Origin of the sequence: Aminobacterium sp. UBA4987, from assembly GCF_002396985.1 — a bacterium.
GTDB classification, from domain to species: Bacteria; Synergistota; Synergistia; order Synergistales; family Aminobacteriaceae; genus Aminobacterium; species Aminobacterium colombiense.
This window is the reverse complement of record NZ_DGZF01000012.1, coordinates 1-26,609: the sequence shown is the minus strand read 5'-3', so window position 1 is coordinate 26,609 and position 26,609 is coordinate 1. Positions and strand designations below refer to the sequence as shown.

The following is a 26,609-nucleotide window of genomic DNA, read 5'->3' as shown; positions in this document are numbered from 1 at the left end:
AAGCATTGGAACGTAGGGCGAAGCGATACAATGAACTCTGGGTGACAGAAGAGCAAACTTCTAATATGAAGTTAAGTCTTCGTATCAATCAGATTTTGATAAACAAAAAATCAGAGTATCAGGATATTCTGCTTGTAGAGACGTTTGAATATGGCCGGATGCTTATTCTTGATGGCGCCATTCAGATAGCCGAGAGAGACGAATTCTGCTACTCAGAAATGATGGCCCATATTGTTCTCTGTGCTCATCCCAGCCCTAAGCGGGTTCTTATTGTTGGCGGCGGCGATGGCGGTGTGCTTCGTGAAGTACTACGACATAAAGAGGTAGAAAAAGCTACTTTGATTGATATTGACAAAGAGGTAATTAATGCTTCTAAAAAATACCTCCCCACTATAAGCTGCGCTATGGACGATCCCAGGGCTGATGTTCAATCCATGGATGCTCTGGCCTATATAAGCTCCATATCAAATGAATTTGATGTAGCTATTATAGATAGCACTGACCCTGTGGATTTTGCGGCAGGGCTATTTGAAGCTGATTTTTACAGCGATGTAAAAAGAGCATTGAAAGAGGACGGCATGATGTTGGCCCAGACAGAATCTCCTTTCTCTGACTCCAATGTCGTTGTGGGAGCTTTTCAGGAGATAAAAAAAGTCTACCCCATCACTTCCCTCTGCTGGGGGGCTATGCCAACTTATCCAACGGGGATGTGGACCTATACAATCGGCTCAAAAAAACTGGATCCTTCTGTTCCTCGTCGCCCAGCTCCGGAAGGGACAAAATATTACACTACAGAAATACACAAGGCAGCATTTGTCCTTCCGCCCTTTTTAAAAGAACTACTTGATAAGGCATAAAAAAACAACAGCCCCCGTTTTACTGCGGGGGCTGTTACATTATTGACTAAAAGGAAATAACGCCGATAGTGTTTAGGAAAATAATTACAAGAAGAGCTGGTGAAACATAACGAATTACGAAATTGAAAAAAGAAACGTACGTATCATTTTGAAGGCTTCCATGATTGGACAATTCACAAGCAACGTCATCTTTTTTAGCAAAATATCCCACAAAAATAGCGATGAGTAGACCGCCCAAAGGCATAATAATGTTTGAAGACAGATGGTCAAAGAAATCAAAGAAGCCCCGTCCCCATAGCTTATATCCACCAAGCAAGCTCGAGCTATCCACAGATAAGGCGGCTGTGACACCAACTAGGCCGATAAAGAGGCAATTAAGAAACGTTGCTTTTTTCCTCGAAATGTTAAACTCCTCGGTCCAGAAAGCCACGGGAACTTCCATAAGGGAGAGTAATGCCGTTGTTGCGGCAAAAGAAGTCAGAAGGAAAAAGGCTGCAAGTAAAAAAGCGCCCAGTGGCATTTTGGAAAAAACAAGAGGAATAGTCATGAAAAGCAGCCCTGGCCCCGCGGAAGGTTCCATCCCAAAAGAAAAAACGGTGGGAAATATGGCTATTCCCGCCAACATAGAGACAAGGGTATCAGAAAAGGCGATCTTGCCAGCGGTCTTAAACAGATGGACATCTTCTGTGAAATAAGAACCATAGGTAATCATAACTCCCATAGCCAGCGAAAGCTTAAAGAAAGCCAGCCCCAAAGCACTCAATACAACTGCAGGTGTAATCTGAGAGAAGTCTATATGAAACAGAAATCGAATGCCTTCCCCTGCTCCTGGCAACGTAAGAGCACGAATATCACAAATAATAATGAGCATAAAAAGCAATGGCATGAGGGTTTTTGTAATTCTTTCTATACCAGACCTGACCCCCATAGAGATTCCTGTTCCCACAACACAAAGAACTATCACCTGCCAAAAAATGGGAGAAAGAACATCTTTTGAAAAGAATGATTTACCGGCAGTCCCTACGCCTATAACCTGCCCAAAAAGTTCTTCTACCGTATTGGCCGTCACTGATGCGAAAGATCCGGTAAAAGCCTTGAAACAGTAAAAATAGACCCATCCAGCCACGCACGTATAGAAAAACATAATCAAGTATGACGCCAAAACTCCCATTACTCCAATTCCTTTCCAGGCAGAACCTGGCTTAAGGCTTTCAAAAGCTCCAACTGCGTTGCGGCGAGTATAGCGTCCTACATACCACTCACAGAGCAAAACTGGAATTCCTACGAAAAGGACACAAATGAAATAAACAAATAAAAAAGCTCCACCACCGTTAGCACCTGTTAAATAGGGGAATTTCCAGATATTACCCAATCCAACTGCAGAACCCAGTGCGGCTAAAAAAACAGCCAGCCCAGACGAAAAACCTTCTCTGGGCGATGTTGATCTTTCCACTTTTACCACTCCCTTGAAATGATGATGTCAGGCAAAGCGCCATAATAAAACGTATTCATAATAAAAGTCCTTGTATACTGCGTACTTAGCCGCAAAAAGGAAATTGTATCGAATTTTAAATCATGGGTTCTTCTGAGTCAACATCTAAAAAGCTTTCTTTGACATTCCCCTAAAGATTTATCATACTTGCAGAGTAAACTTTTGAGTAATGAGGTGAACTGCTTATGGGAATAATGAGGGCAGGCGGCCCTATAATGTGGGTTATATTCGTTCTTTCTATAATCGCTTTGGGAGTCTTTATTGAGCGAGTACTGTTTTTTCGACGGTCTTCAACTGATCCAGAAAAGCTTGAACTGGCGCTTAGCGAGGCCCTTTATGAAAATGACGCAGAGAAAGCAACTCAAATAGCAAAATCTGGAGATTCTTCTCTTCACCGTCTTTTTATTGCTGCTGTAGCTCACTGGCAAGTTGATACAGAAGCATTCAAACTTCTTCTCGAACAACAGATTCGAAGAGAGCTCTTCCGATGGATAAAGGGGCTTACTCTCCTGGGCACTATTTCCCGAGTGGCTCCCCTCCTGGGGCTGTTGGGAACGGTACTAGGCATGGTAGAAATCTTTCGCGGCCTTCCTCAGGCAAGCCAATCCCCCATGATCGCCCTTTCCGGAGGAATATGGCAGGCCCTTTTAACGACCGTTGCGGGACTGAGCATTGCCGTACCAACAGTATTGGCTTATACATATCTAAATGCCAAGATCGATGATCAGGAGGAAACCCTCTACCGGGGGGCTGATTTTTTAATAAGGGAAAAGCTTACGGCAGGAACGAAAGCTCCTCACGGAAAGGACAAATAATAATGGCCTCCCGTCCCACGCGAAGCAAACTCCCAGAGATTGACATAACACCTCTTGTTGATATTCTATTTATCCTTATCATCTTTTTCGTGCTGACGACTACTTTTGGCCAAAGCCAGCTGCAGGTTCAACTTCCGCAAGGCAAGGCGGATGCTCTAGAATCAGATCAGGACATCTATATTACCCTTAAAATCGATGGCACCCTTCTCTGGGAGAATGAGCCCATATCTGAAGAGAAACTTGCTCTTCGAGCTATAGAGGCAGAAAAAAACAACAGGACCATTCTATTGGCTGCTGACCGTGAGGTCCCTTATGGAACTGTTGCCGCCTTTTTAAGCCGCCTCCATGAAAAAGGGCTCATACAAATAGCCCTTATGCTACAGGAGGAGTAATAATTGAAGCGTTTCATGCTCCCCTTTATTTGCAGTTTTTTTCTTCACATATGCTTATTGATAGGCCTCTCAGTGCTCGCCACAGGGGCAACTGCGCCCTTTGCCCCTGCTCAAAAGACAATGACCCTTAGGCTGGTAAGTGTCCCCTTTCCAAAGTCCGAAAGACCTAAAGACAATAGCAGTCTTTACGATACACCCAGGGAAAACTACAAAGAAGAAACAAAGCCGGCTCAAAAAACAGAAACAAAAATAAAGGAAGAAAAACCAGCAAAATCTATTCCTAAAGCAAAAACAAAACCGTCAGAACTCTCAGAAAAAAAAGATGTTTCTCAGAAAAAAACTACTACTCAGCGCCAGACGCCTGTAAAACAAAAATCAGCAAATGTGCTTAATGCCGCTGCCAACGAAACTCAAGGTTCAACAGCGAAAAAAATGAGTCTGAATAAAAGTAGAGCGCCCCTTCCTCAGCATCAGGAAAGCAATCTCGCCATCGAACCAGTTGACGTGGCATCTCTTTCTATAAAGAAGAGGGAAAAGCCGATCTATCCCCTATTAAGCCGGCGGAAGGGGGAAGAGGGAAAGGGCATATTTATAGCTATCGTACAGAAAGGAAAGGTTATAACAATAGAAACGGAACAAAGCTGCGGTTATGACCGTTTAGATAAAGCTGCCTATCGCGCCCTTAAGACGTGGCTTTTCTCTGAAGATTTCACAGGAAAAGTTCGCATCCCTGTTATTTTTTCCTTAAAAGATTGAAAACTAAAGATAATACGAAAGAAGGGCGAGAGCTTCCTCTAGAGAAGCTGCATGAGCTACTTGCCCACTGGGAAAGGAAAGAACCCACAAAGGGTCAGGGTCTACGGTTACTTTTATAGAGGCATGCCATGATTGAACACTTCTTTCTAATTCTGAAAGGAGTTTATACCCCTTTCTTTCCAGAGCCCTGCCTGTCCATAGGACCGCAACAGGATCTCCCTCGATCCATATAGCCATACCTGGCGTTTCCTTTAACTTCCATCCGCCTTTTTCTTTGTCAAATCTGATGGTTTCTGATGAGAATACTTCCTCTATAACGCCGGACAGCACCAGATCCTCCGGAATCCCAACAGTAAAAGAATGACTGGGGGACATGACCCAGATGCGATCAGCAAAACGCAAGGCTAAATCTATGTCGTGCACCGACATAAGAACTCCTTTGTTCATCTTCCAGGCATACTGCCGCAAAAGGGAAAGAAGTTCCACTTTTCGGGGCAAATCAAGAAATGCCGTAGGCTCGTCAAGGAGCAAAATAGGGGTATCCTGGGCAAGGGCCCTCGCTATGAGGACACGTTGACTTTCTCCATCGCTCAGCTCCGCAAAATCGCGCCCTGACAAATGCCAGGCATTCACCTCTACAAGAGCCTTCTCCACTGCTTTTATATCCCTGTCTTCAAGTTCTCCCTTCCAGTTTGTATAGGGGTGCCGTCCAAGGGCGACTAATTCAAAGACAGAGAAACCCTGGATCGCTGGCCGGCCAGATATGACGAAACTCAGCAATTGTGCCCGCTTCTTATGAGAAAGTTCTGCCAGAGAAGATTCCAAAACCCTTATTTCCCCACCTAAAGGGTTTTGGGTTCCTGCCAGGGTTTTCAGCAACGTTGTTTTACCAACACCGTTGGGACCAATAAGACAAACCAACTCTCCTTCATAAAGGGATGTTGCAATAGGACCAGCAACAAGAGTTGTTCCTTTTTTCGGACCATACCCTATAGAGAGGTCTTGAGTTGCAAGTAGGGGCCGCTTCAAACTCATGATACTTTTTCTCCATATGGGCTTCGAAGTATGACCCAGACAACAACAGGAGCCCCCACAAGGGACGTAACGGCATTAAGAGGCAATACAAGAGCACTTCCAGGCAAATGGGCAAAAAAATCTGCGGCAAGGGCGAGGACTCCCCCACTTAGAGCACTGGCAGGAATAAGAAGACGATGATCCCCGCTTTTCAAGAAGTGTCTGCATAAATGGGGAACTGCCATTCCAAGAAAAGCAATGGGACCGCAGAAGGCAGTTACGGTTCCAGCAAGAATGGCTGTAACAAAAACCAATGCCAGGCGTATATGGCGTACAGATACTCCCATAGTTGAAGCATAAGATTCCCCTAGCAAAAGGGCATTCAACGGTTTGGCGAGAAAAAACATCGCCATTACACCTGACAAAGAAACTGGCACGAAAAGAGAGAGCTGTTGCCATGTTACGGAAGAAAAACTACCGAAACTCCATAAAACAAATTGTTGTATTTGTTCAGGGGAGCTAAAATGAATCAAAACGCTCACAAGGGCGCTAACACCGTACCCGAACATAAGACCTAATATTAAAAGTGTTATGTTATTTTTGAGCCGTCCTGCAATACCTATCATTATGAAAAGGACAAGAGAACTTCCAAGCCATGAAGATGCCGCTAGGCCTAAGCTTGCTAAAGCCCCGGTAAGGAGGGTCGCTAATGCTACGCCTAAACTGGCTCCTGCGTTGATGCCAAGGACAAATGGGCCAGCAAGGGGATTCTGAAAAAGGGTCTGCATTCCCAACCCGGCTACAGATAATGCGCTGCCTGCTGCCAGGGAAGTAAGAATACGTGGCAGACGTAATTCAAGAACAATAATCCTCCACCCATTCTCTATACCACCATGGTTAAAGATCACATTCCATAGCTCGTAAAAAGGGATAGAAACCGACCCTAAAGAAAGGGACAAGGCAGCAAAAAAAATTCCCAGAAAAGACACTGCTATAAAAAAAATGAAAGGATAGCGTCTCATTCGCCTGTTCCCTCCTCTAAGAGACGATAGAAATAAAGCTCATGATTTGGAAGCAGGGTTGGATGGAAAATAGAGATAAGATCTGCAAGTATCAGATCAGGACGCATGACGCCCTGTTGGTAATAGTCGTTAGCTCCTGCCCCATTAACCCTGGCATTATTATTGTAAACTTTTTTCTCTCGAAAAGGGCGAAATGCTGTATAACGGGAATCCTGCCCCCTCCCCTCGTCAAGGTTCCGCCAGGTCGTGGGGTTAATCCAAAAATCGCTATTCAGCGCCCGTTCCAGCACCTTTTCAAAATCTATGGGGATACTCCCGGGAAGATCCACTTCCGACCACAAATATTCACCGCCAGCATCTCGGATGAGAAGGGCAGGCCAGCTTCGCCCCCCTGAAACATACCACATACCGCCTATAGCTGCGTTAACCATAACAGTGGGGCGGGCCTCTGCCTTATTTGCAAGCTCTTTCAGGCAATTATATCGCTCTGACACTCCTCTAAAAAAAATCTCAGCTTTTTTTTCTTCTCCTAGAAAAAGCGCAACGAACTTGATCCACTCTGCCATGCCAAGGGGCGTTTCTTCCAGATAATCAGAGGCAATGACAATAGGAACTCCTAGCGCGGCCAATCTTTCTGCTGCTTCTTTTTCCGTTGCAGTATAGGTATAGACAAACACTACATCCGGCTGGAGGGAAAGAATCTTCTCAACGTCGATACGAAGCCCTGATCCGGCATCTGATGCCACATCGAGAAGGTTCAAGTTTCTGATGTCCTCGGAATAAACATAGCGCTTCCCCCCCACACCAACGAGAGAACTCTTATCCGTAAGTATTTCTATAAAAGGAAGCATCGTCATGGAAGTCGTAATAATCCGCTTGACTGGTATATATATGACCGGCAAATCCTTATGGGCTTCAGGCACAGATCCTCCCTTTGACAACAATAGATAGGACTGGGAATCCGCGGCATCTGAGCACGGTCTGTCTACTGTAACCACATAATAACCATTTCCGCACTCTACTCTGAAGCCATGGGCATATTGCAAAGAAACTTCTGGAAAGGGATGGGGAGATCCCCACACAGAAGGGGTAATGACGAAAAAAAACAAAAATAAGAGGGAAATTCTTTTTATCATATTTATCCTCACACTCAGGGCCTTCAAAAAAGATTTTACTATACGGTTTACATCGGCTATAAATCAAAAAACACTTGACTAGCAATCAATTATGGCTATGATATCTGATAAAATCAAATAAGAAAGTCTGTTTTCCGGTATAGGGAATCTGGTGCAAAGCCAGAACGGCCCCGCCACTGTAACAGCGACGAACTCGCAAAGCCACTGGAATTTCCGGGAAGGCGCGAGGGAGGATGAACTGGAGTCAGGAGACCGATCGGAAAGCTTGGTGGTTCATTATCATGCGAGGGCGTGATATGATAACTCTTCTTTTTGCCCTTCTGTGTGGCGAGGAAAGGTTGTCGTATCAATCCTTTCCTCGCCACTTATTTTTTATTTCATTTAGGAGGGACTACAGTGATTCAGAAAAAGAGACTCATCATGTTGTCTATGGTTTTGTTGCTAGCATTTTTTGCAACAAGCGCAACAGGGACAGAAAAAGTCTACGAGGTTCCTGAGGAACTAGTAACGGGAAGCCGTTTGGCTACAAGTCTGGAAGAAGTGCCCGCGCCAACCTACGTTATTACCCGCAGCCAGATAGATCAAAGCGGCTCAAAGGATCTGGCAACTGTTCTTGAAAAGCATGTACCAGGAATGTTTGTAAAGCAAAAATCCGGCTTTTCAAACGCTTCTCAGGTTACAATCCGTGGTTTTTTAACGGAAATACTGGTTCTCGTTGACGGTATCCCTTATTACAGATCCTCTCATGGCGCCGGAGCTGCAACCGTTGATTTCAGAAGCTTTCCGATCAGCAATATTGAGGAGATACACGTTGTAAAAGGTGCGGGTTCTGCTGTTTACGGTTCTATGGCTGCGGGAGGCGTTATTAACATCATTACCAAGAAAGGCGCTCAGGGCGGCTTTTTGGAAGGAGAAATCGGCCCTAATGACTGGCGACGCTATGCTATTCAAGGAAATGCCGCTGATAACGGTCTAAATGCGGGACTCTGGTACTCTCGAAAAGAAGAAGGCAGACACCGTCTTTTAAAAGATACGTTATCCATGGAAGATTTTTATGCTCTTAAGTATCGAGAGGACGCTTACGGTTTCACTTTTAGCGGGAAAAACTGGTTTTTAAAAAGTGAAATCGGAGAATATAAAAATGAATATGAAACTCCCGGCTGGTTTACACCCGTGGATATAAATAGTGAAAAGGGGCAATATCAAAGATACGCCCTCCGCTATGCCGGCAGCAATTACTACATTCTTATGGGATACGACGACCAGCGATATTATATTTTGCAAAATCCTGATAATTACTATAAGGATCGGGCTTTCACCACAGAATTTGCAAAACAGGAACAATGGGGAGAAACCTTGGCTTCATGGGGACTGTTTTTTAGAAGAGAAGAATCAACATTCCGTGGTTCCTCTTTTGACCCGGAAGTGGAACAGAATCGAACAAATTACGCTCCCTTCGCAGAGTTTTCCCGCCCCATCGGCGATTTTATAGGAACCCTTGGGCTAAGATACGAAATCTGGCGCCAGGATGACGCGGAAAACCACAATGAGCTCATGCCTAAATTGACCCTTCAGTACCCTCTGGACAATGGAAGCACATGGTATCTGTCTGCGGGACGTTTCTTTGCCATGCCAAGCATTTACGAACTCTACGCCAAAGGGCCGTGGGGAACTGTTGGAAATCCAAACCTCAAGCCAGAAAAGGGTTGGAGCTATGACCTCGGCATAAAAGGGGCTGACCACTCCGGCAGCTGGAACCTTGGACTTTTTTACTCCGACATGGAAGACAAGATTATTTGGCGAAACAGCACCTACGAAAACGTTGATCAGTTCAAATCCTATGGATTGGAAGCCTTAAGGAGATGGGACATCACGTCGAAGTGGACTCTGAGCCTTAGCGGCACCTGGATGAAGGCTCAGGAAAAATCAAATGACGAATGGGTTAACAGCTACGGGTTCCCCGAATGGCTTTTAAAAACTTCTGCTGAATATCATTCTGGTCCATGGACTGCCGGGGTCGATTTCTCTTATCTGGCTAACCGCAACGGCTACCCCTCCGGCGATGATTATTTCCAGACCGATGTTTTTGCGGAGTGGCGCTCTGGAGATCATACCCTTCGCCTAAGCTGCTACAATCTCTTCGATGAAGAATTTATGTACGATTCCGCTGGCTGGGAATATTACGGCCCTGAACGAAGTATTTACATCACATGGAAGTATAGTTTTTAAGGAAAAATTAAAGATAAAGAGGGGCGGCTAAAAAATGCCGCCCCTCTTTATCCATTCTTTTATCAGGCTCGCTCAATAATAATAGGGTCCCCATTCTTCACTGTTTTTAAAACTTCCAGGTTTCCTTTGATCTTTCCCACAACTGTCACTGCGCTGGCTGGCCTGATTTCGTCCCCTTTACTGGCAGGAGTTGGACCAAAAAAAATGCAGAATGCACTTCCAGTAGGCCAAAAAGCGATGTCCCCGGCTTCTACTACCTCTTTTCCATCCTCTAAGTCTGCAATAAGGGGGATCATGAAATAAATTTCTTCTCCCCACGTGTTTGCCCTACTTTTTATAGGTAATATTTTTAAGATACGAGAAGCAGTCACAGAATTATTTAAGGCAGCGTTGATTTCAATTTCTCCTGTTCGAATTCGTATGTCCATCACCCATCGGCTCCTTCCCTTTTCTCTGTTCTTGTTCCTGGCATAACCGGCACAAAACGGCAATAATCATGCCACGTATCGATCCATTGATTTTTCTTTTTTAACAAAACTACCAAACGCTGTAACCCAACATCCACACTCAATGGCACTACAAGACGCCCTCCTATTGAAAGTTGATCCCTCCATGCCTCTTCTACTCTATCTGCCGCCGCTGTTACAATAATTCCATTATAGGGAGCTTCCTGGGCATACCCCTCCCTGCCGTCAGCAGTAACAACAACTACTTCATAACCAGCTTTACTTAACACATTTCTCGCCTTTTTGGCAAGAGATGAAATGCGTTCTATTGAGAAAACTTTTGCTCCAATCTCAGCTAAAACTGCAGCCTGGTAACCGGATCCTGTTCCTATTTCGAGAATCTTCATACCTGGAGAAACCTGAAGAAGCTCTGTCATTAATGCCACCATATAAGGCTGTGAAATAGTCTGACTTTCCCCAATTGGAAGAGGTGCATCAACATAGGCAAGGGACTGATACTCTTCGGCAACAAAAAGATGCCTTGGAACCTTCTTCATAGCCTGAAGAACTCTTTCATCCTCCACCCCTCTGCTCTCTATTTGGGTTTTTACCATTAGCCACGCAAAGTCTTGCCATTTTTCCAAATCCATATTGCACCCCCTGCCATACTTGAAGCTATATAATACCTATGAAAGAAAGGTACTATATTCTCGAGGAGACTATCTATGAACAAGAAACCGCTGCCCATCCTTTTCAGAGAAAGAAGAGAGCAGCCAGCAAAAAAGGCTGCTTCCTCATCGATTATTATAGACTATTTAACAAAGCACCTGGCATCTTTTGGACGAGGTATGGGGTATGATCTCAAAAATATTGCTTGAATGGTTCTACTGCCACAAGCGGAACCTTCCATGGCGCCATTCCTACAATCCCTATGAGGTTTGGATTTCAGAGATAATGTTGCAGCAGACTCAAATAGATAGAGTGATACCCTTCTTCAACCGCTGGATGGAACGATTTCCGAACCTTTCAGAACTCACTGAAGCATCAGAGGAAGAAATTTTAAAGTTGTGGGAGGGGTTAGGATATTATTCTCGAGCCAGAAATATTCTAAAAGCCGCAAAACAGCTTGTGCATATGGGGTATTCTACGGTTCCTCCAGATGAAGCAGTGCTACGAAAACTGCCAGGCATTGGCACATATACCGCAGGAGCTATTCTGAGCATTGCCTATAATCTGCCCTATCCAGCTGTAGACGGAAATGTACGAAGGGTTTTCGCTCGACTTTTCAATATAGATATGCCGGTTATAAGTGGGATGGGACTGGATCTTCTAAACAATTATGTATCCTCCACACTCCCTTCTGAAAATGCTCGGGACTTCAACCAGTCCGTAATGGAACTAGGCGCTCTTGTATGCATTCCACGGTCGCCGCGATGTCCCCTTTGCCCCTTGCAGAAATTCTGCCAGGCTTTCCAAAAAGGGGAACAAAATAATCGCCCTATTACAAATAAAAAAACTGAAATTCAAAAAAAGAAGGCTGCGGCAGGGATTTTCTATTGCGATAAATTTATATTATTGAGACAAAGAGAAACAGATGGTCCCTGGGGTGGCCTATGGGAATTCCCATGGGGTTTTGAACATGATGATCTACCTGCAGAGGAAGTTCTTATGAAAGAAATAGACAAAGTACTGGGAACAGCTTCTTTTACACTCCGGAGCCTCGGAAGGGTTCGCCACTCTATCATGAACACTCAGATAGATCTCAATGGCTATACGGCATCCCTGCCGTCTCTTGTTCACGTTGAAACCCCTTTCAAATGGGTGATGCCAAAAGAGCTCAGCAAGCTGCCTCTTCAGGGAGGAAGCGCGAAACTGCTTCACCTTTTCATTAAAAAAAGCAGGCCCTCTTCTATTAAAGGCCTGCCTCTTAAAGATATCTAAAGTTCTAAAGAGAAATCTCTTTCGTCAAAAAAAATGTTTTCCCCATTTTCAAAGCGAACCTTGATGCCTTTTAAATGTTCCCCTTTGGGTCCAACTTGTTTTTTTATTTTCTCTTCCTGTAAAGATGGCCTGAAGATTGCCCGCAAAATTCCAATCCAGGGACAATCCTTTCTATCTTTTGGCAAACGGACCTGTATAAAAAAATGGTTCTTGTTTACATGTACCTTAATGTCTTTTTTATTCCCTGGTTTTCCATCAAACCCTGGAAAGTGAAGAGCTATATTCAGCATCGCACCTTCCGGGAGGTCCGCATCTCCTCTAATATGAAGCTTGGACCCCTTTACTGCTATCTCTCGAATCTCAAAAAGAGAGAAATCGCTTGCGTCCGCAGCACTTACGCCTAATGCCGCAAAAATAGCCATACATATCGCCAATATTAACAAAGGTCTTTTCATAATCCTCACCTCTTCAGAACCTTTTTCTTATTTCACTCCCACGAGTGAAAATTGTTTCGATTTCTATTATTTTACACCAAATCTTTGTCAGGATGCTGCATTCTGCGCCAACGTAACAATTTCTCTCCCGTAAAGAGAGCAAGCGCCACCCATACACAAACAAAAGTAAGGAACTGTAATCGATCGAACGGCTCTTTATAAACAAAGAAGCCTAGCAGAAATGACAATGTGGGAGCCAAATACTCCATAATACCCAACATACTTAATGGAAGCCGCCTCGCTCCATATGCAAAACATATCAGAGGCAGGGATGTTACAATTCCGCTACTTAATAGCCATATATTCTGTTGTGCCGTTTCCCCTGCCAGGAACGGTTCTTCCGGAAGCCCAATAAAAAGATAGAATAACGCGGGAAAAACCAAAAGAAGGGTTTCTATGAAAAGTCCGGGAAAAGACTCTACCTCGGCCATTTTTCGGATAAGGGCATATAGGGCGAAAGACACAGCAATGCTAAGGGCCGCAAAGGGGACCCTGCCTACTAAAATAACCTGATACAAGATAGCTAGACCAGCGAGAACAATAGCACTCCACTGTAAAGTGCTCAGCTTCTCCCGTAAAAAAAGAACAGCAAACAACACACTTACAAGGGGGTTGATAAAATAACCCAGACTTGTTTCGATCACCTTCCCCGAATTGACTGCCCAGATATAAACAAACCAGTTCACCCCGATGGCAAGGCCACTCAACAATAGGAGCCCCAGTGTCTTTCGTGTTTTTATGGCTTTAACGACGCTTCCCCAGCGATGTTGAACCGTCAAAACTATGGCGACAAATAACAAAGACCAAACGATTCTGTGACATAGAATCTGGAGGGGCTGTAAGTTATCCAGCTGTTTCCAGTAGGCAGGAAGCAACCCCCACGCACCAAAAGCCGCGAGCGCTGCCAAAAACCCCTTTTCAAACTCTGTTTTCTTCATTTTTTCCACTCCCTGACTCAACTTATACTCTCGCCTCTTTTATAAATCTGCTATACTGTGCTTGCAATGAGTGATTATAGTCTATTTTTAAAAAATCTTCGTAACAAAACAATTTTAGGGATTAATCCTCCTGTTTTTGACTTCGCCTATTTCGATTTTTGGGCTAAGCCATTAGGTCTTTTGTACATTTTAGAAACCCTCCGAGAACAGAAAAACTCCGTCTATCTTATCGACTGTATCTATGAAGGACGAGAAACACCAAAGACCTTTGGCCGTTACAAGCCTTTGCGGCGAAAGGTTGAAAAACCGGCTTGCTATAGTCATATCCCCAGAAAATATTACCACTTTGGAATGGAAGAAAAAGATTTCCTGGAAAAGCTTAGAAAAACCCCCACACCTGATGTTATTCTGCTTACTTCGGGGATGACCTACTGGTATCCCGGAATCCAATGGTGCCTTGACCGTGTCAAAAGAATATTTCCACACGCTCCCGTACTACTAGGAGGCTTTTATGCCCAGCTCTGCCCCGAACATGCCCGAACCATCGGAGCCAATGGGGTTCAATCCGACCCCCTCTATCTGGAAAGCCCCTATCCTGCTCTAGATTTATACAACCAGCCAGAATATGGAGTCATTATGACTTCCTGGGGATGCCCTTTACACTGTCAGTATTGTGCTTCAAAACTGCTTTGGCCTTGCTTCCGACAAAGAGAGGTAGAAGAGATTATACACGAAATATCTTTTCAGGAAAGGATTCCTACTGTTCGTGATATGGCCTTTTATGACGATGCGCTTCTCATCAATAAAGAATCCCATTTTTATCCGATGTGTGAAAGATTGCGGAAATCTTTTTCACACATCCGTTTTCACACGCCTAACGGATTACATGTTAGAGAAATTGATGGGAAATGTGCCAAGGTTTTATTTGATACTGGTTTTAAAACAATACGGCTGAGCCTGGAAAGCACTGACCCCATCATACAAAAAGCAAGTTCAGAAAAGGTTTCAGAACACCAATACGTCAAAGCTGTAACCCATCTTCTAAGGGCAGGATATTCCCAAGAAGACCTTGAAACATATATTCTCATCGGCCTGCCTGGGCAGCGCTTCGAAAGTGTAAAAAATGCCATTGAATTTGTTCATTCCCTTGGCGCTGTAGCAAAAACGGCAGAATACTCCCCTATCCCCGGTACTATGATGTTTGAAGCAAGCACTCAAAAGCACCCCCAGTTAACAACTGAACCTCTTCTTCAAAACAACACCGCTTATTGTGGCTACATATCAAAAGAAATTTCTCCGGAAGAGCTTCAGATATTAAAAAACATGGCTCACCATATACACAGCCCTCTAGAGACAGGAGGAAAAAACATTGTTTAAGTTCGCAAAGAAAAAACAACCCCTAATGCAAATGAGGTATGGTCCTTATCTTGGACTTTGCGCTTTCTGTTTTCTATTCATCATTTTTTCTTTTATCATATCTTCTCCTAGAGAGATTATTAAAGGCCTTTGGTCTATTATTTTAGACCCTGATTACCTCATTAGTGATTATGTTGGCGTTGGCGGCCTGGGCGCCGCTTTCTTCAATAGCGGCTTATTGACTTTATCAATGACAGGGATACTCTTTTTATCTGGCACCCAGATAACGGGCATTTCTATTTCTGCTCTCCTCACTGTTGCCGGATTTGCCCTCTTTGGGAAAAACATATTAAATGTCTGGCCCATTCTTGTTGGCGTCTATCTTTTTGCCAAATATAGAAAAGAGCCTTTCTCAAGGTACATTTATATCGCACTTTTTGGGACAGCCCTTTCCCCCCTCGTCAGCTTGATGCTCTTTGGAAATCTTCTCCCCTTTGGGCCTTTCAACCTTTTTGCGGGCATTCTCGTTGGTCTCTCTATTGGCATGATACTTCCCCCCCTATCCACGGCATTTCTTCGTTTCCATCAGGGATACAGCCTCTATAACGTAGGTTTTGTAACTGGAACCATTGGCACTGTATATGTTTCTCTCTTGAAGTCTTTCGGACTTCTTGTAGAATCTCGAATGATATGGACTACAGGCAACAATCTGCTTTTAGCGGTTTTTCTTTACATATCTTTCGCAGCTATTGTGCTTTTCTCTCTTTTTCTACCGCGTTGGAATAAATTTAAGTGGATTATGGGGTATAGTGGAAGAGCCGTTTCGGATTTCGTCATTTTGGAAGGGTGGGGAGCTACCCTTTTCAACATGGGCATTATGGGCGTGATCACCACGTCATACATTCTTTTTATTGGCGGTGATCTCAACGGCCCGACCATCGGCGGAATTCTTACTGTTGTTGGCTTTAGCGCTTTTGGGAAGCACCCGCGAAACATAATCCCTGTTATTCTTGGCATCATGTTAGGAGCAATAATAAAACGTTGGGGCCTTGCGGAACCTTCAATACAAATCGCTGCCCTCTTTGGAACCACTCTTGCTCCAATAAGTGGTGAATTCGGATGGAAATACGGCCTTATTGCCGGATTTGTCCATTCATCTGTTGTCTTAAATGTGGGGATGCTCCATTCCGGGTTTAATCTTTATAATAACGGTTTTTCAGGAGGCTTAGTTGCTGCTTTTCTGCTCCCTTTGATCGAAACTTTTGCCAGAGGAGGAAATAATAGATGAAACATGAGCGGATACGAGTGACAAAAATGGCTGGAGAACTGATTAACGATTTTCTTACCTTTCTCAAATGTAACAAGATAAGCCTGGTCATACAGGAAGATTCTGATGCCTTTCGTATCGAAATCTCAGGGACATATAATCACCTCCCTGATGAGCGACTCGAACGGCTAAAAAATTTACTTTGTCAGCCCCGCAATTACGAATTGGAAGAAATGTATTGGAGTCTGTCGGGGGAAAGCGATACCGATGCCGAGCTTCACCTCGTAGGCATTATGACTGACGAAGTAACAATTGAAAGGGATGAAGAAAATAGGCGGCTGACTATCCATCTAGTCCGAAAGAAGTAGCACCGGCAAAACGAGTTATTGCGGCGACTTTATTCCGCCGTTATTCTTGACTGCATGTTTGCCGATCAACAGAGTCAGATCTACCAATACCGCTGGTAGACTCAACCCTGCTGATGTAGCCAGATACTTTGGCTCCCAAACAGGGTCGAATTTTTCTTTGAATTGGCGGAGTCCTTTAAAGTTGTAGAAATGCTCACCATGACGATAGAGCTGTGTTCCCAATCGATGCCATAGCGGCGCTAGGGTACGATCTTCTAAACCGGACAATGGCGCACCTCCGAGATTGAACCACTGATATTGCTTTTCTTTACCCCAAAGCAGTAGTTGTGTGATAAGAAAGTCCATTGTGCCGGGCGGAGCATCGGGCAGATGGCGAATTAGATCGGGAGAAAGCTCTTCGTCACCACCTAACCAGAGATTAGCGAAGGCTACGATTTTGCCTTCGTGCCGTACTGCAGCGATCGAGAGCCGTGACAAGTAGTCTTCATTAAAGAAACCAAGAGAAAACCCCTTCTCTTGTCCATGCTTAAGAGTAAGCCAGGCATCGGAAATGGTCTTAAGGTAAGGAATAAGCAGAGCAACTTGTTCAGCGGGCACTACTTCAAAACTGCAACCAGCTTTAACGGCTCGGTTGACATCTTGACGTAACGATTTGCGTTTACTGCCTTCTAAAGAGAAGTCTTTAAGAGGCACACGTGCTTCTTCTCCAAGATTGACAAGGGACAAGCCCATGTCCACGTACAGAGGAAGATTAGCCCCATCAACCTGGTAAAACACACAACGCATACCGTATCGATCACATAGTTCTCGAAACTGCCATGCTAGTTCTTCCTGTTGCCTATCGGCAGCCACTGGATCACCCATTGCAATTAAGCTTCCGCCCTGCACACCATACATGATAAAACCGTTTCGCTGGGAATTGAACAGCAACTGCTTATCGCCCAACAGTGCCAGGTGTGCATAGGTGTGGGGGAAACCACCCGCAATACGCTGTGCTATATCCAGCTCGTACTTACCCGGCCACAACGGCACAATGCGTGTTGGTCGCAACAGCCACACGACAGAAAACGCCAGTACCACCAATACACTAGCCAGAGCGGCACGCAGAAAACGCGGCACATCGCCAGTCAACGAAACTTGCCACCATAATTCGTTACGATAGGGAACATGTCTAAACGCAAAGAGTCCGAGAGCAATCGACGCTCCCACTGCCAGTCCTACTGCCGCTAGCCAAGAAGAACTGGTACGAGGCTCTAGCAGCCTCGCCCGCCTGTAGAAGCAACTTCTGCAGGGCAACAAGGCCATCAGCACTATACCCTGCGTCAGGGCAACTTCCCAATGCAACCCACGCAACAGAGATAGCACCATTCCAGCACCAAGTAGCGTTATCCCTAGGGCATAGGCCACATTAATCCTGCGATAGAGTGCTATCGCAAGGAATAACAGCAGCGTCCCTACCACACTGCCCAATAAGTGTGAAATTTCAATTGCCGTAAGGGGTAACCAATCGTGCAAAAGATGCAGTCGCGTGTAACTCGTTGGCAAAACTCCAGCGAAAAGCATTGACAGCCCTGCAACAAACACCAGCACTGCCATCGCCAATGGTACAACTGGCCTTGCGAATCGCTGGTATATACTATAGGCCATCCCCAATGACCGACGGTGCCGTAACAATTCTAATCCCCCCAAAGATAGCCCGGCAACGGCTAGCGGCAGTAAGTAGTAGATTGCCCTGAACAAAACGAGGGCTCTAAGTATAGCCTGATGCTCTACCTGCGCACTAAGCATCACTAACAGTACCGTCTCAAACACACCTAGTCCGCCGGGAACATTGCTGACTATGCCAGCAAATTGTGCCAGCAGAAACACCGCAAGAAACGTGATAAACGGTACATCAGTGATATAGATCAGCAATACATAGAGAACCAGCGCTACCAAAAGCCAGTCTAACGAACCGATAAGTATTTGTATCACAGCCAACCTGATCGACGGCAATTGAAACGACCATCTCCAAATGTGGATAATCTTTCTCCACCATAGGCACATCCCAAGGTATCCCGCTACCAGTGCCATAAGAGCGAACCCCCAAAGGGAGATAGAATCAACAAACAGCGGCAGATTAACATTGGAGGGAATGGGGTGTATGAGGAGAACGGAGCCGGTAAGTGTCGCCAACCCCAACCAGACACAGCTGCTCGAAAAGAGGATAAGTGAAAGAATTTGTTTGTTTGAGAGTCCCCAAGCACTATATATACGAACCCTCACAGTTCCGGCCCCTAGAAGGGTGCCAAGATTGTTGTTGAATGCATAGCCAAGAAATGAAGTGAAGCTTATCTGCATAATCCCCAGCCGATGATCAAGATAACGAAGTCCAAGATCATCGTAGCTGATCATCAGCATATAGCTCAGGGCGGTCAGTATAACTGCCCCAACTAAATGCCAACGCCCTATCTGTCGCAATTGCATAAGTACGTCGTATATGTGCACACCTTCCAACTCATGACCAATCACAAATAACGCTGCTACAAAGATAATTCCCCTAACCATTGAAGCTATTAAGTGCAACCAGGACACTCTTCTAACGTGGCTCTCTTTCTTGTTCATTGTTCGCTCGGTTCGGGCATCAAATCGTACCGCCTCCAAAGAGTAAAGGTCTGTTCAGGCAGGAGGAAATCAAAGGACTCGGAAAGCTCGTATCCGGCCATTTCCATGGTTTTCTGGATAATCTCAAGTGAAGTGAAATGCTTAAATAAACTTACAAAACTAAAGCCTCGCGCTGGCGCATGATCAATAATTACAACAATTCCATTAGGTTTAAGCGTCCTTTTAAGAACACGAAAATACCGTTCCGGGTCAGGCAAATGATGAAAGACATCCCTTGCAAAAATCAGGTCTAAAGCTCCCTCAGGCAAGGGAACATCATCCTTTTCTACCAGAGCGGTTATAACGTTGTCCAACCCAGCTTTTTCTGCTTGGCGTTTTACGAACTCTAAATACTCAAGCCTGGTATCAACAGCATAGACAGTTCCGTTTTCACCAACCCTCTTCGCGAAGGCAAGAGTAAAAAATCCTCCCCCAGAGCCTATATCAACTATTTTCTCTCCTTCATAAAGGTGCAAACTTTCAATGATTCGCTGGGCTCCCCTTCTTGGAGACGCTGCTTCCCTGTTAAGCATCTTAAGGAAAAAATTTGTTAACATTTAATCCTCCTAAGCTTAAAAATAAATTTACTGCGATTATACAACAAGCTTGCCTGTATTTTTCTTCTATGTCCACAGCTCTATACTAAGTTCAATTTGACCTATTAACAAAAAATGTCATAATCGATAAGCTCATTGAGTCATCAATGACAGGAGGGATTAAAATGTCTGGAACAGTACGCAAAGATATAAAACCTGGTCTTCGAGTAAAAATCGTTCAAAAGCAACACCAAAGAACGGGACAGCTAACGGAAGGTATCGTCAAAGACCTGCTCACAAAAAGCCCAACCCATCCCCATGGTATAAAGGTGCGCCTGGAAAGCGGCATAGTCGGAAGGGTTAAGGAAATATTGGAATAGCTATTACTACTGGAGGAGCAAGGAAACTGCACAGTAGACAAGCAGCAGCGCCATAACATTATTAACAACTTTATGATTCTTTATAAGGAATTTCTGTAACACAGAACCAAATAACGACCAACTGCAGGTTGCTACAAAACCAAGAAAAGCGAGAATTAGAGAAAAAAACGCAAGCATAAACACAGATTTGTAATAAGGGACGATAAAGGTTGAAACTGTTGCAAGGCTATAAATGATGACACTTGGATTGATAAACTGCAAAAGCAGCCCCGATAAAAACGTATTTGTGCGATTTGACGCTTCATCCTCAACACAAGGTTTACTTTTATAGATTTGCCATGCAAGCCACAGAATATAAGCGGCTCCAACATAGATCATTGCAGGTTGGATTGAGGGAATAAATCCGTAAAGTGCCACACTTAAAAAACTGCTTAAAGCAAATATGATCAAAACACCGAAGGCTATGCCTGCGTTAAACATTATGCTCTTTTTAAATCCATATCGGCTTGCATTTGACATCGACATAATAGCATTGAGTCCGGGCGCAAAGTTTGCAATGAGGACATACGATAAGAATGCTGTGAAATTAACCATAAACACTTCTTCCCCTGCTCTCTTATGGCGTAATCCGCGAATCGGTAGGAATTAACTATAGTAACAAAAGAGCCACTTCGGATATCCGAAGTGGCTCTTTTTAAAACTGGCTCCTCGGGCAGGACTCGAACCTGCAACCTAGTGGTTAACAGCCACCCGCTCTGCCGATTGAGCTACCGAGGAACGTTAAACTTTTTTATAATAGTGGAGGCGGCACCCGGATTCGAACCGGGGATAAAGGATTTGCAGTCCTCTGCCTTACCACTTGGCTATGCCGCCATTATAGAACTTTCAATGGAGCGGAAGACGGGATTTGAACCCGCGACCCCAACCTTGGCAAGGTTGTGCTCTACCCCTGAGCTACTTCCGCATAACTTAACCGAGATGGTGGCGGGACCCAGAATTGAACTGGGGACACGCGGATTTTCAGTCCGCTGCTCTACCGACTGAGCTATCCCGCCCTGTCCCTATTAAAATGGCGGGGCCGACGAGACTCGAACTCGCGACCTTCGGCGTGACAGGCCGACGCTCTAACCGACTGAGCTACGACCCCACCATAAATCTATCAAAATACAAAAACGATTTATTGCTGATTGGTGGGCGGAACAGGGTTCGAACCTGTGACCCCTTGCGTGTAAGGCAAGTGTTCTTCCGCTGAACTATCCGCCCCGTTCGCCACTCGACCAACGCGAAGGATAGTATATCGTCCATTCTTGCACTCGTCAACCCCTTGGCATAAGGAATTTTTCAACATTATGTCCAAGAAGATCGCTTATGTCTTTTCCCATTTCGAGAACACCCTTTATAGCCCTTTCATACCTTCCAAAAGACAATATAGGAAAGTCTGACCCATAAAACAATTTTTCTAGCACGTCAGCGCTCTTCATGGCCTGAAGAATGTGGGGGGCGTATAACCACGGTAAAGCTGCCGTGTCATATCTTGCATTTCTCAAGTAACGTTTCATTTCGGGCATTAACTCGTAAAGCCATAAACCTCCTCCAAAATGAGCAAAAACGACCTTCGCTTCCGGGTGATTCATACAAAACTGAGCCCCTTCTCTGGGACCCACATTGCCCTTACCAGGATAATCATGACCTACAGGTTCTGCGGTATGGAATAACAAAACCATACCTGCCTCTTGTGTCGTTCCTACCAAACGCCATGTCTGACGAACATCGTCTATGTCAAAACCCTGTCCCCCGGGGAAGAGTTCTCCCACCCCAATAAGACCCTCTTCCGCACAGCGCACTATTTCTTCATCAGCTCCCAGACTCAGAGGAGGAACTACAGCGAGGCCATGAAAGCGGTTTGGATGCTTCTTTACGGCCTCTATAACATAATTGTTACAATGTCTGCATAACCCAAGGTCCTTAAAGGCAAAACCAAATATCCACGACTTCTCAATGCCATCCTTGTCCATTTGTTCTATTACATCTTCATAGGTGGCCCACTTGTGAATCTTGCCATGACAAAGTAACTTAAAATAATCTTCTCGTTCAGATATCTTTTCAAAATCTCTTATCACATCTGGTGGATATACATGAACATGGGTATCAATAATCATGCCTCTACACCTCTTTCAACAAACTTCCGACGAACTTCTGTCACATAGCAGTGAGCTGCTCGCGTTGGCTCTGGAAGCCTGTAACGAACACATGCTTTTAAAACAAGCAGAGCGGCCTTCTCTATAGAAATCCTATGCCCCGGGCTGATAAAAAGGGGCTTTACAGCTCTTCTTGAGCGCAATACAACTCCAACCTGCTCGCTATTGAAATAAAGAGGGGAAACACTGCCTTTTTCAATTGCTGGCTCCTCATACTCCCCAACAAGGCGGCTTTTTGCTACACCAATAGTAACAGAGTTCGTAAGAACTCCAAAGTGAGACGCTAAGCCTATTTTTCGAGGGTGGGCTATGCCCGCCCCATCAAACATCCAGAGGTCTGGAGCAGATTGAAGTTTATTTAATGCTTTAATGAGAACAGGAAGTTCGCGATAGGAAAGAAGTCCGGTTAAATAGGGAAATGAAACGGGACATATGGCATGAACAAACTCTATGGGCTGAAATGTTTCCCACTCCATTGTTACAATCCCTGCAATAGCCCAAGCTTCCTTTCCCCTTCTGCTGTAAGCAACATCTACACCGGCTACTATCTTAAGAAGAATCTCTTCATCTTCTATATAAACGTTTTGCGCTAATTTACGTTGCTCCGCTATGGCAGCCTTATAGGATTGCGGTATTTTAAACTCCAAAAAAACCCCTCCCCATGAACAAAAAAGGCTGCCCTTTTTGGGACAGCCCTTTGTTGTTTATATGCTGCTCAAGGCTACTTAACTTCGACTTCTGCTCCAGCTTCTTCAAGTTTGGCCTTAATTTCGTCGGCCTCTTCTTTGCTGACTGCTTCTTTGACAGGTTTGGGAGCATTGTCAACAAGCTCTTTGGCTTCTTTCAGGCCAAGTCCGGTAAGTTCGCGAACAACTTTAATGGTTGCGATTTTGTTGGAACCGGGGCCCTTAAGAACCACGTCAAACTCTGTCTTCTCTTCTTCAGCTGCAACTGCTGCGCCTGCGCCGGGCATCATCATGGGCATAGCCATGGCAGGAGCGGAAGCAGAAACCCCAAATTTGTCCTCAAGAGCCTTCACGAGTTCAGAAAGCTCAAGTACTGTCATACCTTCAATAGCCTGGATAATTTCTTCGTGAGTCATTTCTATTGTTCCTCCTTAAATTAAAACTTTTGTCAAGTTTAGGTTTTCCCGAATCTTTCGGGTTATGCTGCTGCTAGGCAGCCTGCTCTTTTTTCTCCTTGATCTGAGAGAGGCATGTGGCAAGCCCTCTGATGGGACCGGAAAGCACGGTAACCAGTCCTGACAGAGGAGCAGCAATGGTACTGACCACCTGAGCGATAAGAACTTCCCTGGAAGGAAGATCCGCCAAAGCACCAACCTGTGCCGCATCAAGTATGCTGGTACCCATTATGCCACCCTTCATAACAAAGGCCTTATTAGACTTATCTCTTGAAAATTCCGCAAAAACCTTCGCCACTGCAACTGGATCATCATATACCACTGTATAAACGTTCGGCCCTGCCATAATATCCTCAGGAACAGGCATATCTTTTTCCTGAAGGGCTATTTTAAACAGCGTGTTTTTAGCAACTTTCATCTCGCCGCCAGCCTGACGTACTTTAGCGCGGAGCTCTGTAATTTTCGCTACGGTGAGCCCTCGATATTCAGCTACAAAAACAGCTTCACTTTTATCAAGCATTTCTTTCAATTCATTAACTCGCTCATACTTTACATTTGCAGGCATGAGTTCACCTCCTCCCAAAAAAAATCTCCCGACCATCAAGGCCGGGAGATAAGTACACAAAGAAAGCAGCTTATACGGCTACTCTATGGGTCTTTCTCCAAACCTCGGTGGGTGATATGAATTCATTAGGCGTTAAACGCGCCCACTGTCTCTGGTTTGTCAGGTGCTTATTGTAGCATATTTTGTTTTTTTATGCTTCTGCTACTTCTTTAGAAGCTGCAACAGGATCTATCTTTATTCCTACACCCATTGTTGGCGCAATGTAAAAGCTTCTTACGTAGGTTCCCTTTGCCGATGCTGGACGTGCTTTCAAAATCGCTCGATAAAGGACCTTCAGATTTTCAAAAAGTTTTTCAGCTTCAAAACTTTTCTTTCCTACCATGTTGTGAATGATAGCAGTTTTATCAACGCGGAATTCTACACGACCCGCTTTGATTTCCTTTATAGCGTCAGCCACGTCAAAGGTGACGGTGCCCGCTTTTGCGCTTGGCATAAGTCCTCGGGGACCAAGGATCTTTCCAAGGCGTCCTACGCTCTTCATCATATCTGGGGTCGCGATAACCGCATCAAAGTCGAGCCAGCCAGTGCTTATTTTCTGAATCAGGTCATCTCCGCCGACGATGTCCGCACCTGCGTCCTCTGCTTCTTTTACCTTTTCCCCTACGGCCAAGACCAGAACTCTCTTCGTGATTCCCGTACCATGGGGAAGTACGATGGTTCCACGAACTTGCTGGTCCGCATGGCGGGGATCAACGCCGAGACGGATGTGAACTTCCAGACTCTCATCGAACTTCGCTGTAGCAACTTCCTTGTAAAGGTCTACTGCTTCACGAAGCCCATAAAGCTTTGTGCTGTCTACCTTCGCCGCTATCTCACTGTATCTTTTGCTTTTCTTTGCCATGACAAATTCCCTCCTTGTGGTCATAACGGGCTTTGCAGACCCTGCCACTGAATAACCCTGAGAGCTCTACTAAATTAATCGACGATATCAATACCCATGGAACGAGCCGTACCTTCAATCATGCGCATGGCTGCTTCCACGTCGTTAGCATTCAAATCTTCTTTTTTAAGCTCTGCTATTTCTCTTACCTTTTCACGGCTTACTTTACCCACCTTAACCTTGTTAGGCTCACCCGAAGCCCTGTCAAGACCAGCAGCTTTTTTCAAGAGAACACTTGCTGGAGGTGTCTTAAGGATAAAGGTGAAACTCCGGTCAGCATATACTGTCAATACTGCAGGAATAATCATCCCCGCCTGATCTGATGTTTTGGCGTTAAACTGCTTGCAAAATTCCATAATGTTCACGCCATGCTGACCAAGTGCTGGTCCTACAGGAGGCGCAGGAGTAGCCTTTCCGGCGGGCAGCTGCAACTTGATCTGCGCAATAACTTTTTTTGCCATTACTACTTATCTCCTCTCATCACGGCAAAGCACTCCCCTCTCCCACTATGAGGAAGAGGAGTGCCCGCTTTTAGATTCATTTATCTCTAGAGCTTATCAAGCTCCGTATAGTCTGTTTCCACTACAGTTTCACGGCCAAAAACTGTAATTGTAAACTTGACCTTTCCCTTCTCTGGAACGATTTCAACAACAGGACCAACCTGACCTTCAAAGGGGCCGCTTTTAACTTTAACAATATCCCCAGGTTTTAGATTCATCTCAATCTTGGGCTTCGCATGGTCCTTGCCGATTTTGCTCATAATTTCTTTTATTTCTTTTTCGGAAAGAGGAATGGGATGATTTCCTGCCCCTACAAAACCTGTTACACCGGGAGTGTGACGCACAACATACCAGGACTGATCATTCAGCTTCATCTCTACAAGCACGTAGCTTGGGTAAAGCTTACGGGTGACTTTTTTGCTTTTGCCATCTTTGACAAAAACACGTTCCTCCACAGGCACTAAAACACTAAATATCTCTTCTTCCATGCCCATGGTGGCGATCCTCTGTTCAAGATTCGCCTTCACTCTATTTTCGTACCCTGCATATGTCTGTACTATATACCAGCGCCGTTCGCTGCTACTCTCCATCACACAAAGGGGGTCTCTTTTGGCCCCCTCACCTCCCCACGCAATCTATTTAACCCCATCAAATAATCCATGCAGAACAAAGCCTAACTAATGATCTTCGTAAAGATACCGGTCAAAGCCAGGTCAACAATACCAAGATATGCGGCAACGAAAAGTGTAAAAGCAATTACCACAAGGGTAGAGTACCACACTTGTTTTTTTCCTGGCCATGTCACTTTTTTAAGTTCGGCTTTTGCTTCACGCACGAAGCTGAGGATCTTATCCATACCTCGGCCTCCTATCTTTAGGCAAAAAAAAATGGCAGGCCCGGCAGGACTCGAACCTGCAACCCCCGGTTTTGGAGACCAGTGCTCTGCCAATTGAGCTACGGACCTGCGAGCAGTGAGTATTTTACACTACTTAGTTTCTTTATGCAAGGTGTGTTTATCGCACCATTTGCAGTATTTGCTGAGTTCCAGTTTTTTGGCCTGCTTTTTCTTATTGACTGTTGTTGAGTAGTTTCTTCTCTTACATTCAGTGCACTGCAGACCCACTATATCTGCCATAATACTTCCCCTCTTCCAGTTTACCCAAGAATCTCGGTGACAACGCCA

The 26,609-nt window shown here is 44.9% G+C and carries 31 protein-coding genes, 7 tRNA genes, 1 riboswitch and 1 other annotated feature; of the genes, 11 read left to right on the top strand and 27 right to left on the bottom strand.

Translation table 11 applies throughout. The features are described from left to right. Positions 1-5 precede the first annotated feature (5 nt). The gene (gene speE, locus B2U56_RS09200) at positions 6-857 is read left to right on the top strand and encodes a polyamine aminopropyltransferase (RefSeq protein ID WP_286953504.1); all 852 of its coding nucleotides are present in this window, start codon (positions 6-8) and stop codon (positions 855-857) included. 46 nt (positions 858-903) lie between these two features. On the opposite strand, the gene B2U56_RS09195 is transcribed toward speE, so the two are convergent. Next, positions 904-2,310: a sodium-dependent transporter gene (locus tag B2U56_RS09195; RefSeq protein WP_286953502.1), complete on the bottom strand. Its 1,407-nt coding sequence runs from the start codon at positions 2,308-2,310 to the stop codon at positions 904-906. Positions 2,311-2,534: 224 nt separating this feature from the next. On the opposite strand from B2U56_RS09195, the gene B2U56_RS09190 reads away from it, so the two are divergent. Genes B2U56_RS09190 through B2U56_RS09180 form a run of 3 tightly spaced genes read left to right on the top strand, consistent with a single transcriptional unit; the run spans position 2,535 to position 4,312 of the window. Further along, positions 2,535-3,164: a MotA/TolQ/ExbB proton channel family protein gene (locus tag B2U56_RS09190; protein ID WP_013047748.1), complete on the top strand. Its 630-nt coding sequence runs from the start codon at positions 2,535-2,537 to the stop codon at positions 3,162-3,164. A 2-nt stretch (positions 3,165-3,166) separates the two neighbouring features. After that, positions 3,167-3,556, top strand: coding sequence for an ExbD/TolR family protein (locus B2U56_RS09185; RefSeq protein WP_013047747.1), 390 nt, complete (start codon positions 3,167-3,169; stop codon positions 3,554-3,556). 3 nt (positions 3,557-3,559) lie between these two features. Further along, on the top strand, positions 3,560-4,312 hold the full coding sequence (locus B2U56_RS09180) for an energy transducer TonB (protein ID WP_286953498.1): 753 nt from the start codon (positions 3,560-3,562) through the stop codon (positions 4,310-4,312). Between the two features lie 3 nt (positions 4,313-4,315). On the opposite strand, the gene B2U56_RS09175 is transcribed toward B2U56_RS09180, so the two are convergent. The 3 genes from B2U56_RS09175 to B2U56_RS09165 are packed head-to-tail and all read right to left on the bottom strand — an operon-like array spanning position 4,316 to position 7,484. Continuing rightward, on the bottom strand, positions 4,316-5,347 hold the full coding sequence (locus B2U56_RS09175; protein WP_286953497.1) for an ABC transporter ATP-binding protein: 1,032 nt from the start codon (positions 5,345-5,347) through the stop codon (positions 4,316-4,318). Continuing rightward, on the bottom strand, positions 5,344-6,348 hold the full coding sequence (locus B2U56_RS09170; RefSeq protein ID WP_286953495.1) for an iron ABC transporter permease: 1,005 nt from the start codon (positions 6,346-6,348) through the stop codon (positions 5,344-5,346). The genes B2U56_RS09175 and B2U56_RS09170 overlap by 4 nt, the downstream gene beginning before the upstream one ends. Continuing rightward, positions 6,345-7,484, bottom strand: coding sequence for an ABC transporter substrate-binding protein (locus B2U56_RS09165; protein WP_286953493.1), 1,140 nt, complete (start codon positions 7,482-7,484; stop codon positions 6,345-6,347). Before B2U56_RS09165 ends, B2U56_RS09170 begins: the two co-directional genes overlap by 4 nt. A gap of 118 nt (positions 7,485-7,602) precedes the next feature. Further along, a riboswitch (cobalamin riboswitch) is annotated at positions 7,603-7,759 on the top strand. 121 nt (positions 7,760-7,880) lie between these two features. Between B2U56_RS09165 and B2U56_RS09160 the strand changes: the two genes are divergently transcribed. Next, positions 7,881-9,713: a TonB-dependent receptor plug domain-containing protein gene (locus B2U56_RS09160; protein WP_286953491.1), complete on the top strand. Its 1,833-nt coding sequence runs from the start codon at positions 7,881-7,883 to the stop codon at positions 9,711-9,713. Between the two features lie 62 nt (positions 9,714-9,775). On the opposite strand, the gene B2U56_RS09155 is transcribed toward B2U56_RS09160, so the two are convergent. Both B2U56_RS09155 and B2U56_RS09150 read right to left on the bottom strand, forming a co-directional pair. Further along, on the bottom strand, positions 9,776-10,141 hold the full coding sequence (locus B2U56_RS09155; RefSeq protein WP_286953489.1) for a cyclophilin-like fold protein: 366 nt from the start codon (positions 10,139-10,141) through the stop codon (positions 9,776-9,778). Beyond that, positions 10,141-10,809, bottom strand: coding sequence for a protein-L-isoaspartate(D-aspartate) O-methyltransferase (locus B2U56_RS09150; protein WP_013047740.1), 669 nt, complete (start codon positions 10,807-10,809; stop codon positions 10,141-10,143). Before B2U56_RS09150 ends, B2U56_RS09155 begins: the two co-directional genes overlap by 1 nt. A 75-nt stretch (positions 10,810-10,884) precedes the next feature. Here B2U56_RS09150 and B2U56_RS09145 point away from each other — a divergent pair, with 75 nt between their 5' ends. Beyond that, positions 10,885-11,037, top strand: a complete 153-nt coding sequence (locus B2U56_RS09145) for a hypothetical protein (protein WP_213700024.1) — start codon at positions 10,885-10,887, stop codon at positions 11,035-11,037. Continuing rightward, positions 11,015-12,100 (top strand): A/G-specific adenine glycosylase, encoded by a 1,086-nt coding sequence (mutY, locus tag B2U56_RS09140; protein ID WP_286953484.1) that lies wholly within the window; start codon positions 11,015-11,017, stop codon positions 12,098-12,100. Before B2U56_RS09145 ends, mutY begins: the two co-directional genes overlap by 23 nt. On the opposite strand, the gene B2U56_RS09135 is transcribed toward mutY, so the two are convergent. Further along, positions 12,097-12,555 carry a hypothetical protein gene (locus B2U56_RS09135; RefSeq protein ID WP_013047737.1) on the bottom strand — a complete coding sequence of 153 codons (459 nt, stop codon included), beginning with the start codon at positions 12,553-12,555 and terminating at the stop codon, positions 12,097-12,099. The genes mutY and B2U56_RS09135 overlap by 4 nt on opposite strands. A 71-nt stretch (positions 12,556-12,626) precedes the next feature. Continuing rightward, on the bottom strand, positions 12,627-13,532 hold the full coding sequence (gene rarD, locus B2U56_RS09130) for an EamA family transporter RarD (RefSeq protein WP_286953482.1): 906 nt from the start codon (positions 13,530-13,532) through the stop codon (positions 12,627-12,629). A gap of 66 nt (positions 13,533-13,598) precedes the next feature. Here rarD and B2U56_RS09125 point away from each other — a divergent pair, with 66 nt between their 5' ends. From B2U56_RS09125 to B2U56_RS09115, 3 genes are read left to right on the top strand one after another with little or no spacing between them, the layout of a single operon-like run. Continuing rightward, positions 13,599-14,909 carry a B12-binding domain-containing radical SAM protein gene (locus B2U56_RS09125; protein ID WP_286953480.1) on the top strand — a complete coding sequence of 437 codons (1,311 nt, stop codon included), beginning with the start codon at positions 13,599-13,601 and terminating at the stop codon, positions 14,907-14,909. Beyond that, a complete protein-coding gene (locus tag B2U56_RS09120; RefSeq protein WP_286953478.1) occupies positions 14,902-16,176 on the top strand; it encodes a DUF1576 domain-containing protein in 1,275 nt (424 codons plus the stop codon). The genes B2U56_RS09125 and B2U56_RS09120 overlap by 8 nt, the downstream gene beginning before the upstream one ends. Beyond that, positions 16,173-16,523, top strand: coding sequence for a hypothetical protein (locus B2U56_RS09115; protein WP_286953477.1), 351 nt, complete (start codon positions 16,173-16,175; stop codon positions 16,521-16,523). The genes B2U56_RS09120 and B2U56_RS09115 overlap by 4 nt, the downstream gene beginning before the upstream one ends. 15 nt (positions 16,524-16,538) lie before the next feature. Here B2U56_RS09115 and mprF read toward each other — a convergent pair whose 3' ends face one another. Continuing rightward, a complete protein-coding gene (gene mprF, locus B2U56_RS09110) occupies positions 16,539-19,070 on the bottom strand; it encodes a bifunctional lysylphosphatidylglycerol flippase/synthetase MprF (protein WP_286953602.1) in 2,532 nt (843 codons plus the stop codon). 53 nt (positions 19,071-19,123) lie between these two features. Continuing rightward, the gene (locus B2U56_RS09105) at positions 19,124-19,723 is read right to left on the bottom strand and encodes a class I SAM-dependent methyltransferase (RefSeq protein ID WP_286953475.1); all 600 of its coding nucleotides are present in this window, start codon (positions 19,721-19,723) and stop codon (positions 19,124-19,126) included. 164 nt (positions 19,724-19,887) lie between these two features. Here B2U56_RS09105 and B2U56_RS09100 point away from each other — a divergent pair, with 164 nt between their 5' ends. After that, the gene (locus B2U56_RS09100) at positions 19,888-20,082 is read left to right on the top strand and encodes a YwbE family protein (protein WP_286953472.1); all 195 of its coding nucleotides are present in this window, start codon (positions 19,888-19,890) and stop codon (positions 20,080-20,082) included. A 6-nt stretch (positions 20,083-20,088) separates the two neighbouring features. Here the strand turns inward: B2U56_RS09100 and B2U56_RS09095 are convergent, their stop codons facing one another. The 17 genes from B2U56_RS09095 to rpmG all read right to left on the bottom strand — a co-directional run bounded on the left by B2U56_RS09095 (position 20,089) and on the right by rpmG (position 26,561). After that, positions 20,089-20,676 (bottom strand): LysE family transporter, encoded by a 588-nt coding sequence (locus B2U56_RS09095; RefSeq protein ID WP_286953601.1) that lies wholly within the window; start codon positions 20,674-20,676, stop codon positions 20,089-20,091. Positions 20,677-20,783: 107 nt separating this feature from the next. Then, positions 20,784-20,859, bottom strand: a tRNA-Asn gene (locus B2U56_RS09090). A gap of 22 nt (positions 20,860-20,881) precedes the next feature. Beyond that, positions 20,882-20,955: transfer RNA gene (locus B2U56_RS09085), tRNA-Cys, on the bottom strand. A 16-nt stretch (positions 20,956-20,971) separates the two neighbouring features. Beyond that, positions 20,972-21,046: transfer RNA gene (locus B2U56_RS09080), tRNA-Gly, on the bottom strand. A gap of 15 nt (positions 21,047-21,061) precedes the next feature. After that, positions 21,062-21,137, bottom strand: a tRNA-Phe gene (locus tag B2U56_RS09075). Between the two features lie 15 nt (positions 21,138-21,152). Then, positions 21,153-21,229, bottom strand: a tRNA-Asp gene (locus tag B2U56_RS09070). 41 nt (positions 21,230-21,270) lie between these two features. Then, positions 21,271-21,345: transfer RNA gene (locus B2U56_RS09065), tRNA-Val, on the bottom strand. A gap of 53 nt (positions 21,346-21,398) precedes the next feature. Beyond that, positions 21,399-22,241 carry an amidohydrolase family protein gene (locus B2U56_RS09060; protein WP_286953469.1) on the bottom strand — a complete coding sequence of 281 codons (843 nt, stop codon included), beginning with the start codon at positions 22,239-22,241 and terminating at the stop codon, positions 21,399-21,401. Then, positions 22,238-22,927: a deoxyribonuclease V gene (nfi, locus tag B2U56_RS09055; RefSeq protein WP_286953467.1), complete on the bottom strand. Its 690-nt coding sequence runs from the start codon at positions 22,925-22,927 to the stop codon at positions 22,238-22,240. Before nfi ends, B2U56_RS09060 begins: the two co-directional genes overlap by 4 nt. Positions 22,928-23,001: 74 nt before the next feature. Then, the gene (rplL, locus tag B2U56_RS09050; protein WP_013047728.1) at positions 23,002-23,382 is read right to left on the bottom strand and encodes a 50S ribosomal protein L7/L12; all 381 of its coding nucleotides are present in this window, start codon (positions 23,380-23,382) and stop codon (positions 23,002-23,004) included. Positions 23,383-23,455: 73 nt separating this feature from the next. Further along, positions 23,456-23,986: a 50S ribosomal protein L10 gene (rplJ, locus tag B2U56_RS09045; protein ID WP_286953466.1), complete on the bottom strand. Its 531-nt coding sequence runs from the start codon at positions 23,984-23,986 to the stop codon at positions 23,456-23,458. Positions 23,987-23,995: 9 nt separating this feature from the next. Further along, positions 23,996-24,159 (bottom strand) — a sequence feature (ribosomal protein L10 leader region). Positions 24,160-24,176: 17 nt separating this feature from the next. Then, positions 24,177-24,887, bottom strand: a complete 711-nt coding sequence (gene rplA / locus B2U56_RS09040; RefSeq protein WP_013047726.1) for a 50S ribosomal protein L1 — start codon at positions 24,885-24,887, stop codon at positions 24,177-24,179. A gap of 74 nt (positions 24,888-24,961) precedes the next feature. Further along, positions 24,962-25,387, bottom strand: a complete 426-nt coding sequence (gene rplK, locus B2U56_RS09035) for a 50S ribosomal protein L11 (RefSeq protein WP_013047725.1) — start codon at positions 25,385-25,387, stop codon at positions 24,962-24,964. A gap of 86 nt (positions 25,388-25,473) precedes the next feature. Continuing rightward, positions 25,474-26,016, bottom strand: a complete 543-nt coding sequence (gene nusG / locus B2U56_RS09030; protein WP_041459305.1) for a transcription termination/antitermination protein NusG — start codon at positions 26,014-26,016, stop codon at positions 25,474-25,476. Positions 26,017-26,099: 83 nt separating this feature from the next. Beyond that, positions 26,100-26,282 carry a preprotein translocase subunit SecE gene (gene secE / locus B2U56_RS09025; protein WP_013047723.1) on the bottom strand — a complete coding sequence of 61 codons (183 nt, stop codon included), beginning with the start codon at positions 26,280-26,282 and terminating at the stop codon, positions 26,100-26,102. Between the two features lie 32 nt (positions 26,283-26,314). Beyond that, positions 26,315-26,390, bottom strand: a tRNA-Trp gene (locus B2U56_RS09020). A gap of 21 nt (positions 26,391-26,411) precedes the next feature. Next, the gene (gene rpmG / locus B2U56_RS09015; RefSeq protein WP_013047722.1) at positions 26,412-26,561 is read right to left on the bottom strand and encodes a 50S ribosomal protein L33; all 150 of its coding nucleotides are present in this window, start codon (positions 26,559-26,561) and stop codon (positions 26,412-26,414) included. Positions 26,562-26,609 lie beyond the last annotated feature (48 nt).